The sequence below is a fragment of the Psychrilyobacter sp. genome (assembly GCF_037132775.1).
GTDB lineage: Bacteria > Fusobacteriota > Fusobacteriia > Fusobacteriales > Fusobacteriaceae > Psychrilyobacter.
Genome location: NZ_JBAHZY010000140.1, coordinates 72,819 through 87,926, shown reverse-complemented (window position 1 = coordinate 87,926; position 15,108 = coordinate 72,819). Strand labels below are relative to the sequence as shown.

Sequence of the window (15,108 nt, the reverse complement as noted above, 5' to 3'; positions counted from 1 at the left end):
CCTCATCTGCTGCGGTAGAGGAGGTCTAAACAAAATATGGAGGAAGAAGATGGCATTAACTAGAGAAGAAGTATTAAAAGTAGCAAAATTATCTATGTTGGAATTTAAGGAATCAGAAGTTACGATTTTACAGAATGAATTAAATGATATTTTAGAGTTTGTATCTAAATTAGATGAAGCAAATGTAGAAGGAATAGAACCTCTGACCCAGGTGAATGATATATATAATTCATTTAGAGAAGACATAATAGAAGAACCTTTAACTAAAGAAGAAGCAATGAAAAATGCTCCTGATGAGGTAGATGGAACATTTGCAGTGCCGAGAACTGTCAGCGAAAACTAAGGAGAATTTTTATGATAAAAGATATATTAGATAATTTTAATAAGAAAAAATTCATAATATTTTTAGTAGGAATTACAGTTCTTAGGTTAGCTATAGGAAGTTATTTGAACTTATCTGACGATGAGGCATATTATCTGTTGTGGTCGAGAAATTTAGGAATGAGTTATTATGACCATCCGCCACTGATTGCCTATCTAATAAGATTAATAACATCAATTTTTGGTGAAAATAATTTTTCTGTGAGATTTGTCTCGGTAGGGATGATATCTATAACTAGTATATATATATCTATAAGATCTCCTACTATCTATACAAAAGTGAGAGGATAGCAGGTATTTCAGGATTAATATTTAATATATTACCGTTATATTCATTTCTGTCTATAATGACACTGCCTGATTCACCACTAATCTTACTTTATACTATGGTTCTTTATTATTTTTTAAAGGTAATCTATGAAAAAGATTGCAGGGCTTGGTATATTATAGCTATATTGACAGGTTTAGGTTTACTGAGCAAATACAATATGTTTATGGTATATCCAAGTATATTTTTCTACCTATTACTGAGTAAGGAAAATAGATTTTGGCTCCTGAAAAAAGAGCCATATATAGCATTCATTATTTCTATACTTATGTTTTCACCTGTTATCTATTGGAATTATTCCCATAATTGGGGGTCATTTGAATTTCATTTAGAGGGGCGGCAGAGTAAAACTTTTAGATTCAGACCTACTAAGTTTTTTCAATTTGTAGGAGGACAGATAGGTGTAGTATCTCCGATCTTATTCTTTGGGATATTTATAAGTTCTATAAAAAACTTTAAAAAACCAGACGTAAATATATTATTTTGGTTTGTACTGCCACTAATAGCGGTATTTACATTTAGTTCCCTGTCTAACAGCTCTAAAGTTCATTGGTTAGCCTGTGCATATATACCCATGATAATAGTTTTTGTAAGGTATACAGAATTTAATAAGTTGTGGCGGATAGGGATTGGACTCAGTGCAAGCTTATCCCTAATCCTATACTTTGTAGCTACAACTCTCATAGTTCCGTTAAAGCCAAAAGAGAATGTTTTAGCTGATATGCAGGGTTGGGATATAGCCGCGACTAAAGTACAACAGATATATGATGAATCTATAAAAGACGGAGAAGAATGGTTTTTATTTGGAGATAGATATCAGACATCTTCCCAACTAGCGGCCTATCTACCAAAAAAAGAATACGTATATAACCTCAGTGGAGGAACCAGTCAATTTGATTATTGGAGAGATAGAGATGGAGTGGTTGGAAAAAATAGAATCTTTGTAGCACATTCATTTTACAATAGAAAACCAGAGGATAAATTCCTGTTTGATAAGGTAGAACTGGTAGATACAGTTGTATTCAAAAGGTGGGGAAGAATTCAAAGGGAATATTATATATACAAGGTATATAATTTTAGAGGGAAAAAATAGTGAATAAAGAGACGTTGATGATAATAATAGTTATCTTAGTAGCTATAGATGTGTTGAGAGATGGTTATTTAAAGGGGTTTGTAGGAACTTTTTTAAAAAATCTTGTAAGATATAAAAAAATAGCTCTATCAGGGATAGTTATAACTATATTTAGTATAGTTTATTTGGATCTTCCTGTGGCTAAGCAATTTTCTAACAAATATTATGACAAGACTTTACAGGGAATAGAAAATGGAGCTAGAATAGCTATACCTGAAGAGATAATAGTCTTACAGCGAAAAGCTAAAATAGAAAAAATCAGTAAAAATAAATATTCAAAATATGAAAGATTTTTGGCCAATCAGGGAGATGGTGATACAGCAGCTGGAACTGTAGTGGTATTACTTCTCCTAGGAACTCTATTTAAAGATAAAAAATTAAGAAAAGTTTCTAAAGAAGCCCTTATGACAATAATTGCAGGGGGGCTACTGGTAAATATATTAAAATATATAATATCTAGGTTGCGACCAGATGTAAATATGCTACCCTATCAATTTTTTAACTGGGCATCTTGGATGAATGGAAATCAGAGTATAAATCCATTTAAAAGTGCAAGTGCTAGTGCTAGCCTGCCTTCAGGACATGCGATCGTATCGGTAGCAGTAGCTTTTTCATTTTACTATGGGTATAAAAATAAATTTATTAGACTACTAGCGATAACCTATGCTCTAATATTAAGTGGCTCTAGAGTGTATGGTACAAGACATTGGTTGAGTGATATCATCATAGCAGCATTTTTAGGAGTGCTAGTAGCTAAGACAATATATGATATAAATAAAGAAAATAAAAAATAATTCTTTCTCACTTTCGGTATCTAGAAATAACTTTTATTTAAAAGATTTTTCTAATGTTTGTCGCTACAGGAGAGAGCAAAAATGCCAAAGAGGGTAAATAACAAGGAGGATAAGATGTTATATAAACATACAGCAACAGAACTATCTGCTATGTTAAAGGCAAAAAAAATAACAGCAGTAGAATTAATAAACGATATATTTGATAGGATTGAGAAAACAGAATCAAGACTTGGAAGTTTTACTATATTAAAAAAAGAAAGTGCTCTAGAAGAAGCCAAGAAAGTAGATGAGAAAATAGCTAGAGGAGAAGAGTTATTACCGTTAGAGGGAATCCCTATTGCCATAAAAGATAATATGGTATCTAAGGGAGATCTGACTACATCAGGATCTAAAATGCTTGCTAACTATGAAGGAATCTATGATGCCACTGTAGTAAAAAGATTAAAGGAAGCAGGAGCAATAATAATTGGTAAAACTAATATGGATGAATTCGCTATGGGATCTACGACAAAATCATCTTATATAAAAGAGAGTAAAAATCCATGGGATTTAGAAAGAACACCAGGGGGATCATCAGGGGGATCAGCATCATCAGTAGGATCAGGACAAGTAACATTATCACTTGGATCAGACACAGGTGGAAGTATAAGGCAGCCAGCTGCATTTTGTGGGATAGTAGGGTTAAAACCTACCTATGGAAGAATTTCTAGATATGGGTTGATGGCATTTGCATCATCACTAGATCAAATAGGACCAATGGGTAGAAGTGTAGAGGACGTAGCCACTTTATTTAATGTAATCGGCGGATATGATGAAATGGATGCTACATCTATGGAATTAGAGATGCCTGACTTTACAGCTAACTTAGATGGTAATATCAAAGGGTTGAAGATAGGAGTTGCTAATGAATACTTTATCGATGGATTAAATCCTAAGATAAAGAAAGTAACTGAAGATGCCATTGAAAATTTTAAAAAATTAGGAGCAGAGATTATACCTATTAGCCTACCGAACACAAAGTTTGCCCCGGCAACTTATTATATAATTGCTCCAGCAGAGGCTAGTTCAAATTTAGCCCGTTTTGATGGAGTAAGGTATGGATATAGAACCAGCAGTTATGATGGGATAGAAGATATGTATATTAAAACTAGAAGTGAGGGATTTGGTCCTGAAGTAAAGAGAAGAATTATGATAGGAACCTATGTACTCAGTGCTGGATATTATGATGCTTATTATAAAAAAGCTCAAAAAGTAAGAACGCTTATTAAAAATGATTTTGAAAAGGCATTTAATGAGGTAGATGTAATCTTAACTCCTGCTACTCCTGGAACTTCTTTTAAATTGACAGATAGGAAACTTCCTGTAGAACTGTATTTAGAGGATATATTTACGATTCCGGCAAACCTTTCTGGGATTCCAGGACTTGTAATTCCAGCGGGAAAAGTAGATAACCTTCCAGTGGGAATACAACTGTTAGGAAAAGCCTTTGATGAGGCAACTATATTAAAAGCTGGATATGCTTATGAAAAAGCATATACGAAGATGGAGATACCAGTACTGTAAGAAAAATAATAAAGAAGGAGAATATATATGGCTAGAGAATGGGAATCAGTAATTGGGCTAGAGATACATTGCCAATTAGATACAAAAACAAAAGTATGGTGTGGATGTAGTAGTGACTATGATAACTCACCAGAAAATACACATACATGTCCAATATGTTTAGGACATCCTGGAGCATTACCAAAACTTAATAGAAAAGTGTTAGATTACGCAATAAAAGCAGGATTTGCGTTAGATTGCGATATAAATAAAGAGAGTAAGTTTGATAGAAAGAATTATTTCTATCCAGATACCCCTAAAAACTATCAAATAACTCAATTTGGTCATCCGTATGCTGAAAACGGACATATAGATATTAAACTATCTAGTGGAGATATTAAGAGGATAGGAGTTACTAGAATCCATATAGAGGAAGATGCAGGGAAATCTATCCATGCAGGGGAAGAATCTTTTATAAACTTCAACAGAGCATCTATGCCTCTTATTGAGATCGTGTCTGAACCAGATATGAGAAGTTCAGAGGAAGCATATCAATATCTAAACTTGGTAAAGGATGCACTAAAATACACGAAGATTTCAAATGTTTCTATGGAATTAGGATCTCTTAGATGTGATGCCAATATATCTGTAATGCATAAAGGAGCAAAAACATTTGGTACAAGGGTAGAAGTGAAAAACCTGAACTCATTTAAGGGGGTAGCCCGTGCCATTGACTATGAAATCAGCAGACAGATAGAGGAAATAGAAAATGGTGGGGGAATTAACCAAGAAACTAGACTTTGGGATGAAGAAGCTCAAGTCACTAGAGTGATGAGAAGTAAGGAAGAAGCTATGGACTATAGATTTTTTCCTGAACCAGATCTAGTGAGAATAGTAATTACAGATGAACAATTAGAAAGATTACAAGGTGAAATGCCAGAATCTAAGGTAGCTAAGATGGCAAGATTTGTAACTGAATATAAGGTCAGTGGAAATGACGCGGAGACATTGTCTAACAGCATTGAATTAGCTGATTACTTTGAAAAGGTAGTGATATCTTCTAATAATCCTAAACTTAGTTGTAACTGGATCTTAACAGAGGTACTTAGAGTATTAAAAGATAGTAACAAAAATATTGAAGATTTTTCTATCAATTCAGAGGAATTAGGAGAGATAATAAAATTAATAGATAAGGGCGCTATATCAAGCAAGATAGCTAAAAAATTATTTGAGATTAAATTAAATGATGAAAGGTCTCCTATGGCAATAGTAGAAGAAGAAAAAATGGCACAGGTAGCCGATACTTCTGAGATTGAAAATATGGTAGTAGAAGTAGTAGAAAATAACCCTAAATTAGTAGAAGATTATAAAGTTGCTGATGAAGGACGAAAGCCAAGGGTTATAAAGGGTCTTGTGGGGCAAGTTATGAAAGCATCTAAGGGAAAAGCAAATCCTAAGATGGTTATGGATATATTAATAGAAAAATTATCATAGTGGCAATATTTCCTAGAGAAAAAATAAAAGAGCGGAATACCGCTCTTTTTATCATATAAACAAAAGGAGTGGATAGGTGGAAAATAAAAGAAAGGTAATAAGAATTATAAACCTACTTATAATTTTTCTGATAATATTATTCTTTTTTCTCAATAAAGTTACAGTTGCAGTTACTTTACTTATAATTTTTTTATTTGGAAATATAATCAGATTAATATTGAAAAGATCTAGAGAGATGGAATTATTTAATCAGAGAATATATTTATTTTCCTTTATTATGATACTTTTATTTGGTATTTTAGGTTTGAAATTAGCTCAAGTTCAACTGATGAAACATGAAAAATTTGCAGACATGGCAAAGAACCAAAGTTATGGTAAATATTACCTCAATGGTAAGAGGGGAAAAATATTAGATTCTAGAGGTATGGAGTTAGCCTATGATATAGATATCTATAAAGTTATAATAGATCCAAAAAGATTTTATGTGTTAGAGAAAAAAAATAAAATAGTAACAGAACTAAAAAAAATAAAGCCCTTCACTATAAAAAATTTTAAAACTAAGCTGAAGGATAATTACAGTAAGAATAAAAGATATATGAAGATAATAAATAAGGTCGATGAGGTTCAAAAAAATAAAATTGATGAGATACTATCGATGTATAAGATCAAATCCAATGAAATATATTTTGAACATTCAACTCAAAGAAAATATTTTTCCTATCATGAATTAGCACCAATAGTTGGATTCATGGGAGCTTACTCTGGGGAAGAGAGAAGAAAATTAGGAGCTTATGGGATTGAAAGGTACTATGATAAGTACTTAAAACGTAATAAAATAGAAAAAAATGGATACTATACTAATCTTAGAAAATTACTCCTACCATCCGATAAAAAAAATAATGATTTTTTAGAAAAAGATGGAAATAACATACAGTTGACCATAGATTATTATATTCAATATATCTTAGACGATGAGATGCAGAAACAATTTGAAAAAGTGACTCCTAAATCAGCGGTTGGAATAATAATGGATCCCAGTAATGGGAAAATATTGGCTATGTCCAGTTATCCAAGGGCAGAGAATATAGCATATTTAAATAATAGAGCTATAAGATCACAGTATGAAATGGGATCGATATTTAAACCAATAATCATGGCAGCAGCATATGAGGAAGGGGTAATAAACGACAGTACGAGACTTGATAATCCAGATGGTTACATCATGAGGTATGGTCATAAAATAAGAGATAGTGATTCCCATGGGATAGGACAGATAAGCCCTCAAACAGTCATGAGAGTATCGAGTAACGTAGGGATGTCGTTGATTTCAGAGAAGTTGGATTCATTGACATTTGAAAGATATTTAAAGAAATTTAACCTGTATGATAAAACAGGGATAGATACATTTGGAGAATTAGCTCCGAGACAACTACCCTATAAAAAATGGGATGGGATGAAAAAATATACCATGTCCTATGGCCAGGGTATAGCTATAACACCTCTTCAAATGATAGCATCTTTAGCTACCACCGTAAATGGCGGGATATATTATGAGCCTTATTTGGTAGATAGTATAAAGAGTCCAGCAGGAGTAACTATTAAAAAAAATATACCCGATCCTAAAAGACGAGTTATATCAAAAGAGACTTCTAAAAAAATAAGGGAGATGCTCAAGGAGACAGTGGAAAAAGGTACTGGTAGAAATGGTGGCATTTCAGGATACTCCATTGGAGGAAAGACAGGTACAGCACAGATAAGTGGTCGTGGGGGGTATCTCAAGCAAGAATATATGTCTTCTTTCATAGGAATATTTCCGTCAGAAAACCCAAAATATATAGTGTTGATCATGTTTGAAAAACCAAATGCAGAAAATTATTGGAGAAAATTTGGTGCCTGGGTAGCCGCTCCAGTATTTAAAAATACCTTGTCTAGAATATTGAAATACAAAGGGATTACCCCAGAAAATGTAGATGTTTTAGAGGGGGGGGACTATACAAATACCCTACCAGAAAATATAGATCTGGATGTACTGCCGGATTTTAGGGGAAATGGTGTGAGACTAGCTCTAATGATAGCTAATAAATATAAGATTGAGATAGTAATTGATGGCAGGGGACAAATTATAGATCAATCTCCCAAACCAGGAACAAAGATCGAGGATATAAAAAAAATAAAGATAAAATTAAGGTAGTGATATTATGAACTATGTATTATATGTAGAGGGAGTAGAAAATGGTTTTTACACTTACTCGGATAGAGGCAAAAGATATAAGGTAGGAGACCATGTCTGGATAAATTTTAGGAGAACTAAGAAAGTCGGAATAATCCTATATGAGGATAAAACTCTCGAACACGAATTTAAAATAAGTGAAATTCTAGGTCAGGTAGAGGAGCAGGTGTCTTATTCTAAGGAGTTAATAGATCTTTTTTTATGGATAAAAAAATATTATCTCTGTAATTTTGGAGATATTCTAGGGGTGTCAAGACCTAAAGATATAAAAATTTCCTATAGTGAAAAAATTATTTTTAATAAATTAATTATACCTATGGATGAAAATGAGAGGAAATTTATAGACTATATTACCAAAAAACAGATAGCTGCTAAAACTACAATGGTACAAAAATTTGGTAAAAAACTACTGGATAAGTTCATAAAATCTCAAGTTGTATTAGAAAAAAATACAATAAAAGAAAATAAGTATTTAAAAAATGAAGAAAATAGTATAAAATATAGATACAATAGAAAAGAATCACATTTGACTGTGGAGCAAGCAGAGGTAAAAAACAAAATACTAGAAGAAACTAAAAAATACTATCTTTTAAAAGGAATAACTGGTTCTGGGAAAACAGAGGTATATATTGAGCTTGTAAAAGATGCATTAGAAAGGAATGGAGGAGCTATATTTTTAGTTCCCGAGATATCTCTTACTCCCCAAATGGTAGATAGATTTAAACGCGAATTTGATGAAATTGCAATTCTACATAGTAAACTAACAGCAAAAGAAAGGGCGAGTGAGTGGAAAGACATCTATTCTGGGAAAAAAAGAGTTGTGTTAGGAGTGCGGTCTGCAATCTTTGCACCTGTAAAAGATCTTAAATATATCATAATTGATGAGGAACATGAGGGGACCTATAAGCAAGATAGTAATCCTAGATACAATGCAAAATATGTAGCTATAAAAAGAGCAGAGATAGAGGGCGCTAAGGTGCTCCTAGGTTCAGCTACTCCATCTATAGAATCCTATTATCATGCCACCAAAGGGGTATTTCAATTATTGGAATTAAAAAAAAGGTATGGGAAAGCAACTGAACCAAGTATAAAATTAGTAGATATGAAGGGTGAAAAAAATGATTTTTTTAGTGAAGACCTAATAGAACATATGACTGAAAGACTAAGAAAAGACGAGCAGATAATGCTTCTCCTGAATAGAAAAGGTTATTCAACCTTTGTCCAGTGCCATGAATGTGGGCATATAGAGACTTGTCCCCATTGTTCTATATCTCTTAGTTATTATAAAAAAGATGGCCTTTATAAGTGTAATTATTGTGAATACACCAAAAAATACTCTGATATCTGCAGCAATTGCAAGGAAAAATCATTGAAGTTTTCAGGGAAAGGTACTGAGAGGATAGAATCGGAGTTAAATGAACTCTTTGATCTGCCTATTTTACGTGTAGACTCTGAAACTACCAAAACTAGAGATTCACACAATAGGATATATTCTGATTTTTTAAATAAAAAATATAATATAATGATAGGAACACAGATGATATCCAAAGGGTTTCATTTTCCTGAGGTAACCCTTGTAGGAATAATAAATTCTGATAGTATATTAAATTTTCCAGATTTTAGAGCCGGAGAAAAAACTTTTCAACTGGTGAGCCAGGCAGCAGGCCGTGCAGGTCGGGCTGAAAAAAAGGGAGAAGTAATAGTCCAGACATATCAACCTGATAACTATGTAATTCAAAAGATTATAAGTAACGATTATGAAGGGTTCTATAAAGAAGAAATAGAAAATAGAAGGGTTTTGAATTATCCGCCATTTTCTCGTATAATAAATGTCATTATATCCTCCAAAGAAGAGGAGGGATTAGAAGAATATACCAGAGAGTTCTATAAGGAGATAGAAAAAGATACTTTAGAGATGTATGGACCCATGGCTCCTCCAATCTATAAGATGGGTGGTAATTACAGGTGTCAGATATTTATAAAAGGAAGTCGTCAAGAAGTAAATATATTGAAGGGAAAAATAGCAGAAGCTGTGCTTAAATTTAAAAACAAGGATAAAAAAAATAAATATAGGATAATAGTGGATGTAGACCCTATAAATTTAATGTAAGAGGGAGAGAATGATTTTGGAGATAAGAACATATGGAGACCCAGTACTCAGAGATAAAAACAAAGAGATAGAAAAAATTGATGATAATATCGGGAAGATATTAGAGGAAATGGTAGAAACTATGAGGGATATAAGTGGAATAGGTCTGGCGGCTCCTCAAGTAGGAATTAATTTAAGGATGTTTGTAGTAGAAGCGGAAGAAGGGGTAGTTAAAAAGGTAATCAACCCTGAATTTTTAGAATATTCCAAACAATGTGTAGATCATGAGGAAGGATGTTTAAGTGTTCCTGGAATACATAGAAAAGTAAAGAGACCTGAGAGTTTAAAAGTAAGGTATTTAAATGAAAATGGGGAAAAGATAGAAGAGGAATTAGAAGACCTTTGGGCTCGTGCATTTCAACATGAAAATGACCATTTAGAGGGGATTTTATTTGTAGATAAAATAGCACCTGTGGCTAAAAGATTAGTAAGTAAAAAATTATTGAATATGAAAAAAGAAACTCTAAAAAAATTAGGAAAATAACTCTTTCCCTATGTCATTTTTTGATTAGATCAAGAAACTATATATAAAGAAGAGTAATAAAGGAGGGATGATTTGAGAATATTATTTATGGGGACACCTGAATTTGCATTAAATTCACTTAAGACATTAGATGAAAATCATGATGTTATTGGGATTTTTACTAAGATAGATAAACCTAATAGTAGAGGAAAAAAAATAAAGTTTAATCCGGTTAAACAATATGGCTTAGATAATGATATCACTGTATATCAGCCTAATTCAGTAAAGATAGAGGAAACAATAGAGCTGGTGAGAGGTTTAAATCCTGATCTTATCGTAGTAGTGGCATATGGTAAAATATTGCCACAAGAATTGATAGATATCCCTGAAAAAGGAATAATCAATGTACATTCGTCACTTCTACCTAAATATAGAGGTGCTGCTCCAATCCATGCTGCCATAATAAATGGTGAGAAGGAAAGTGGAGTAACTATAATGGACATAGTGAAGGAATTAGATGCTGGAGATATAATTTTACAGGTCCAAACGCCTATAAATGAAATGGATACATTGGAGGATCTACACGACAGATTAGCTGTAATAGGAAGCGAAGCACTATTGAAAGCCGTAAGTATGATAGAAAGTGGGATTGCAGTTAGAACTCCCCAAGATGAGGCCAAGGTGACTTTTGTTAAACCTATTAAAAAAGAGGAATGTGAGATACATTGGGATCACTCTATGGAAAGGATATATAATTTTATAAGGGGGTTAAATCCATTTCCGTCTTCATATTCATTCTGCAATGAAAAATTATACAAGATATATTTTGTAGAAAAATATGATAGGATCTATGATGGCGAATTTGGAGAAGTGGTGGACTTAGTTAAAGGGAAGGGCCCGATTATAAAGGTATTGGATGGAAGTTTGATAATAACCAGCGTAAAGCCTGAAAATAAAAGGTTAATGACTGGAGCAGATTTAGTTAATGGAAACTATATTAAAATAGGAGAAAAATTTAGTATAGGTAGTAAAGTAATTCAATTATAGGGGGAAACAAGTGATCAGAAAAGAAAAAAGAAATGGGATATCCTCGAGGGTAATAGAGAGGTTAACTAAATACCTGAGATGTTTAGAAAATTTATCACCTGAAGATTATATATCTTCGGAGGAGTTAGCAATTAAAATGGGATTTACAGCAGCTCAAATTAGGAAAGATCTATCTAATTTTGGTGAATTTGGTATAAGGGGGAAGGGGTACCAAATCAGAACTCTTTATAGTGATATTGAAAGAATATTAGGTGTGCACAAAACAAATAATATAATAGTTATAGGAGCAGGAAGACTTGGAGGGGCTTTGGTATCAGAACCTGAATTTACCAAAGAAAGTTTCAATATAATAGGGGTTTTTGATAATTCCGAAACTAAAATTGGAACTGAGATGAAAGGGATCAAGATTAGAGATGTAAAGGAAATTCCATACTTTTTACAGTCTAAAGACAAGGTAGATGTAGCAATCTTAACAGTTCCTAAAAAAGTAGCTCAACAAATGACTACAATATTAGTAGAGGCGGGAGTTAAATCTATTTTAAATTTTGCACCAATAAATTTAGAGGTACCAGATCATATAGCTGTACAAAACATAGATCTATATGCAAAGTTACAGGAATTAAATTATTGGAAGGAGCAACTGACAAATCATGATTAAAATTATAGACGGTAAAAAAATATCGGCTGAGATTAAGGAAGAGATAAAGGTAGAAATAGACAAATTAATTAAAGGCGGCAAAAGAGCACCAGGGCTAGCGGTAGTTATTGTGGGAGAAAATCCTGCATCAAAGGTATATGTAAATTCAAAGGTAAAAACATGTAGTGCTTTGGGTATATATTCTGAAAAATATAGTCTAGGTTCTGAAATTAAAGAAGGGGAACTTTTAAAATTAATCGAAGAATTAAATAATAAAGAGGAGATAGACGGTATACTAGTGCAATTGCCGTTACCAAAACATATAGATGAAAAGAAAGTGATTGAAGCTATAAAACCAAATAAAGATGTAGATGGATTTCATCCAATAAATTTAGGCAAACTAGTCATAGGAAAGAATGAGTTTGAACCTTGCACTCCATATGGTATTATGGAGTTATTAAAAAGATATAAAATAAACCTTGCTGGTAAAGATATAGTGATAGTAGGTAGAAGTAATATAGTCGGAAAACCATTGGCACTTATGCTGACCAATGAAAGTGCAACTGTAACTCTATGCCATAGTAAAACAAAGGATTTATCGCAAAAAACCTTGAATGCAGATATAGTGATAATGGCTATAGGAAGGGAAAAGTTTTTGACCGAAGATATGGTTAAAGAGGGAAGTATAGTAATAGACGTAGGCATAAATAGAAATAAGTTAGGGAAACTATGTGGGGATGTGGATTTTGAAAATGTATCCAAAAAAACATCACTGATAACACCTGTACCAGGGGGAATAGGACCTATGACCATAGCAATGCTTATGAAAAACACGGTAAAATCAAGGATGAAAAAAATATAAATTAATGGGGTGGGAGCATGACAACTGAATCAAGAGAATTTTTTATAGTAGATAAAAGGATCTTACCTAATTCAATTCAAAATGTAATTAAGGTAAATGAAATAGTTCAAAGAGAAGGAATATCAAAGTATGAGGCAATAAGAAGAATTGGAATAAGTAGAAGTACATATTATAAGTATAAGGATTTTATTAAACCATTTTTTGAAAGTGGAAAAGATACTGTATTTAATATAAATATGGCACTCCATGATGAACCGGGGATGTTATCTAAAATATTTAATATAATAGCGGATTCAGGCGTGAATATCCTTACAATAACTCAAAATATACCTATTGACGGGATTGCAAGGGTTACTTTGGCACTTAGAACTAGTGCTGATTCATTGAGAAATATAGAAACGATGTTGGAAAAAATAACTGAGCAACCAGGTGTAAGTGAGATAAGAATAATAGGAAATAACTAAACATTATTCCACAATGAGATGAAAAAATAAAAACATAAGGGTAATGTCTTGTGCATATCCTAGAATAGCAGGGGGAAATATGAAAATAGATGTAAAAGCTATAAAAAAGTTATCTGAAAATATAGAAAAATACGGATTAGAGGAGATAACTTTAGAGAGTGAAGGGACTAAAATTTCTCTTAAAAGAGAGATAGAAAAAGCAACTGTAACTCAAGTAATATCAGAACCAAGAGTTGTAACATCAACTCTTAAAAAAGTGAATAAAGCTAAAGCAGATGTAGCAGAGACAAAAAAATATGACTCTATAAAATCACCCATGATAGGAACATATTATGGTGCCCCATCTCCAGATGCAGATACATTTGTAAAAGAAGGACAAATTGTAGAAATTGGAGATATTTTGTGCATTGTAGAAGCTATGAAGCTTATGAATGAAGTAAAAGCTGAAAAAAGATGTAGAATAGTAAAATTAGTGTTGACTGACGGAGCACCTGTAACTAAGGGAGCTGACCTATTCTTCGTAGAAGAAGTATAAAGATAAAATTTGAGTCACTATTTAGTGGCTCTTTTTTTCTAAAAATCTGATACAATTTTAATTGGGATATGGGATTTCAGAGAACTATAAAATAATAGCTTTAAAAGAACATGATAAAGATGCTGAAGATTTAGAAATAGACGAGATGGTCTATGATTTGTACGAGCTGACGGAAGAAGAAAAAGAAATAGTGAAAATTTTTAAGTCTTGATTTCTCCTCTTAGGTTTCCTTAAATCCAGGGAAACCTAAGTTAGAAGTAAAAGTAAAAAAATAAAAAGTGACCAAGGGGGCTTAATGAGCAAAGCGATAAAATTTTATAAACCAACAATAAAATATGGCGCCACTTATACGAATATTAGCTTTAACGAAATATTAAATAATATATTTAGAAATAATAGAAATGATTCTATTAGAAAAATCAAAGAATTTAATACTATAATACAAATACATACAGATGATAGTTTTGATGAAAGTCTTCTATCAATTTTGTTTTTAAAGTACCGTTCAGAACATCTACCCTACACAGGAAGTATTGAAGAAGAAGCTTTAGAAGCACGAAAAGATAAAACAATTGTTGAAATAACAAATCTTATTTATGATAAAAATCAAAACATACTGTTATTTGAGTATAATGCAGAGGGGCACAAAGAAAAACAATTAGAAGAATATATAGAAAGTTTTTTGCCTGAAGATTATACGTTGAGATTGAGAAGTATTTCAGACGATTATTCCCTAGATCAAATACTTAATACGGGTCGAGCAAGGAGTATTGACTTTAAACTTAATTTAGAAATTACGACAAGTGATTCAGATTTATTAAAAGAAAGTTTTCAAGAAGACACTACTTTTGCATCCCACTTTAATTTTTTTAAAGGGATGAAAGAGGTTTCAGGAGAGGTCGGGGCTACACAGTTAGAATTTACTATGAGTTTAGGGAAGAAAAAAGGTAGTTTTAATTTAAAAAATTTTAGAAATATAATTGAACCATTAAATTATAGACAATCCTGTATTTGAATCAATAAAAGTTAAAGTAGAATTAGATAGTGATG

15 protein-coding genes are annotated in these 15,108 nt (G+C 32.3%); all 15 read left to right on the top strand.

Features of this window, described 5'->3' with window-relative positions; genetic code table 11:
• Window positions 1-49: 49 nt before the first annotated feature.
• The 15 genes from gatC (at window position 50) to V5784_RS10560 (ending at window position 15,073) form a co-directional block, all read left to right on the top strand.
• Window positions 50-343 (top strand): Asp-tRNA(Asn)/Glu-tRNA(Gln) amidotransferase subunit GatC, encoded by a 294-nt coding sequence (gene gatC / locus V5784_RS10630; protein WP_336888988.1) that lies wholly within the window; start codon window positions 50-52, stop codon window positions 341-343.
• 11 nt (window positions 344-354) lie between these two features.
• On the top strand, window positions 355-672 hold the full coding sequence (locus V5784_RS10625) for a glycosyltransferase family 39 protein (RefSeq protein WP_336888987.1): 318 nt from the start codon (window positions 355-357) through the stop codon (window positions 670-672).
• Window positions 624-1,802 carry a glycosyltransferase family 39 protein gene (locus tag V5784_RS10620; protein ID WP_336889029.1) on the top strand — a complete coding sequence of 393 codons (1,179 nt, stop codon included), beginning with the start codon at window positions 624-626 and terminating at the stop codon, window positions 1,800-1,802. Before V5784_RS10625 ends, V5784_RS10620 begins: the two co-directional genes overlap by 49 nt.
• Window positions 1,802-2,635, top strand: coding sequence for a phosphatase PAP2 family protein (locus V5784_RS10615; protein WP_336888986.1), 834 nt, complete (start codon window positions 1,802-1,804; stop codon window positions 2,633-2,635). The genes V5784_RS10620 and V5784_RS10615 overlap by 1 nt, the downstream gene beginning before the upstream one ends.
• A gap of 114 nt (window positions 2,636-2,749) precedes the next feature.
• Window positions 2,750-4,198, top strand: a complete 1,449-nt coding sequence (gene gatA, locus V5784_RS10610) for an Asp-tRNA(Asn)/Glu-tRNA(Gln) amidotransferase subunit GatA (RefSeq protein WP_336888985.1) — start codon at window positions 2,750-2,752, stop codon at window positions 4,196-4,198.
• A 27-nt stretch (window positions 4,199-4,225) separates the two neighbouring features.
• Window positions 4,226-5,671: an Asp-tRNA(Asn)/Glu-tRNA(Gln) amidotransferase subunit GatB gene (gatB, locus tag V5784_RS10605; protein WP_336888984.1), complete on the top strand. Its 1,446-nt coding sequence runs from the start codon at window positions 4,226-4,228 to the stop codon at window positions 5,669-5,671.
• A gap of 76 nt (window positions 5,672-5,747) precedes the next feature.
• Window positions 5,748-7,862: a penicillin-binding transpeptidase domain-containing protein gene (locus tag V5784_RS10600; RefSeq protein WP_336888983.1), complete on the top strand. Its 2,115-nt coding sequence runs from the start codon at window positions 5,748-5,750 to the stop codon at window positions 7,860-7,862.
• A gap of 7 nt (window positions 7,863-7,869) precedes the next feature.
• Entirely contained in the window at window positions 7,870-10,011 is a 2,142-nt protein-coding gene (priA, locus tag V5784_RS10595; RefSeq protein WP_336888982.1) for a primosomal protein N', read from the top strand.
• Window positions 10,012-10,021: 10 nt separating this feature from the next.
• Window positions 10,022-10,534: a peptide deformylase gene (def, locus tag V5784_RS10590; protein WP_336888981.1), complete on the top strand. Its 513-nt coding sequence runs from the start codon at window positions 10,022-10,024 to the stop codon at window positions 10,532-10,534.
• Between the two features lie 72 nt (window positions 10,535-10,606).
• Window positions 10,607-11,560 (top strand): methionyl-tRNA formyltransferase, encoded by a 954-nt coding sequence (gene fmt / locus V5784_RS10585; RefSeq protein ID WP_336888980.1) that lies wholly within the window; start codon window positions 10,607-10,609, stop codon window positions 11,558-11,560.
• Window positions 11,561-11,570: 10 nt separating this feature from the next.
• Window positions 11,571-12,218 (top strand): redox-sensing transcriptional repressor Rex, encoded by a 648-nt coding sequence (locus V5784_RS10580; protein ID WP_336888979.1) that lies wholly within the window; start codon window positions 11,571-11,573, stop codon window positions 12,216-12,218.
• Entirely contained in the window at window positions 12,211-13,059 is an 849-nt protein-coding gene (folD, locus tag V5784_RS10575; RefSeq protein WP_336888978.1) for a bifunctional methylenetetrahydrofolate dehydrogenase/methenyltetrahydrofolate cyclohydrolase FolD, read from the top strand. The genes V5784_RS10580 and folD overlap by 8 nt, the downstream gene beginning before the upstream one ends.
• 17 nt (window positions 13,060-13,076) lie before the next feature.
• Complete coding sequence (locus tag V5784_RS10570) at window positions 13,077-13,523, top strand: ACT domain-containing protein (protein ID WP_336888977.1); 447 nt, start codon at window positions 13,077-13,079, stop codon at window positions 13,521-13,523.
• A gap of 79 nt (window positions 13,524-13,602) precedes the next feature.
• On the top strand, window positions 13,603-14,058 hold the full coding sequence (gene accB, locus V5784_RS10565) for an acetyl-CoA carboxylase biotin carboxyl carrier protein (protein ID WP_336888976.1): 456 nt from the start codon (window positions 13,603-13,605) through the stop codon (window positions 14,056-14,058).
• 295 nt (window positions 14,059-14,353) lie between these two features.
• Window positions 14,354-15,073: a DUF6731 family protein gene (locus V5784_RS10560; protein ID WP_336888975.1), complete on the top strand. Its 720-nt coding sequence runs from the start codon at window positions 14,354-14,356 to the stop codon at window positions 15,071-15,073.
• Window positions 15,074-15,108 lie beyond the last annotated feature (35 nt).

Bases quoted from the DNA above. Each gene is read 5' to 3' on its own strand.
- gatC (WP_336888988.1), top strand. From the start codon at position 50: ATGGCATTAACTAGAGAAGAAGTATTAAAAGTAGCAAAATTATCTATG.
- V5784_RS10625 (WP_336888987.1), top strand. From the start codon at position 355: ATGATAAAAGATATATTAGATAATTTTAATAAGAAAAAATTCATAATA.
- gatA (WP_336888985.1), top strand. From the start codon at position 2,750: ATGTTATATAAACATACAGCAACAGAACTATCTGCTATGTTAAAGGCA.
- gatB (WP_336888984.1), top strand. From the start codon at position 4,226: ATGGCTAGAGAATGGGAATCAGTAATTGGGCTAGAGATACATTGCCAA.
- priA (WP_336888982.1), top strand. From the start codon at position 7,870: ATGAACTATGTATTATATGTAGAGGGAGTAGAAAATGGTTTTTACACT.
- def (WP_336888981.1), top strand. From the start codon at position 10,022: ATGATTTTGGAGATAAGAACATATGGAGACCCAGTACTCAGAGATAAA.
- folD (WP_336888978.1), top strand. From the start codon at position 12,211: ATGATTAAAATTATAGACGGTAAAAAAATATCGGCTGAGATTAAGGAA.
- V5784_RS10570 (WP_336888977.1), top strand. From the start codon at position 13,077: ATGACAACTGAATCAAGAGAATTTTTTATAGTAGATAAAAGGATCTTA.
- accB (WP_336888976.1), top strand. From the start codon at position 13,603: ATGAAAATAGATGTAAAAGCTATAAAAAAGTTATCTGAAAATATAGAA.
- V5784_RS10560 (WP_336888975.1), top strand. From the start codon at position 14,354: ATGAGCAAAGCGATAAAATTTTATAAACCAACAATAAAATATGGCGCC.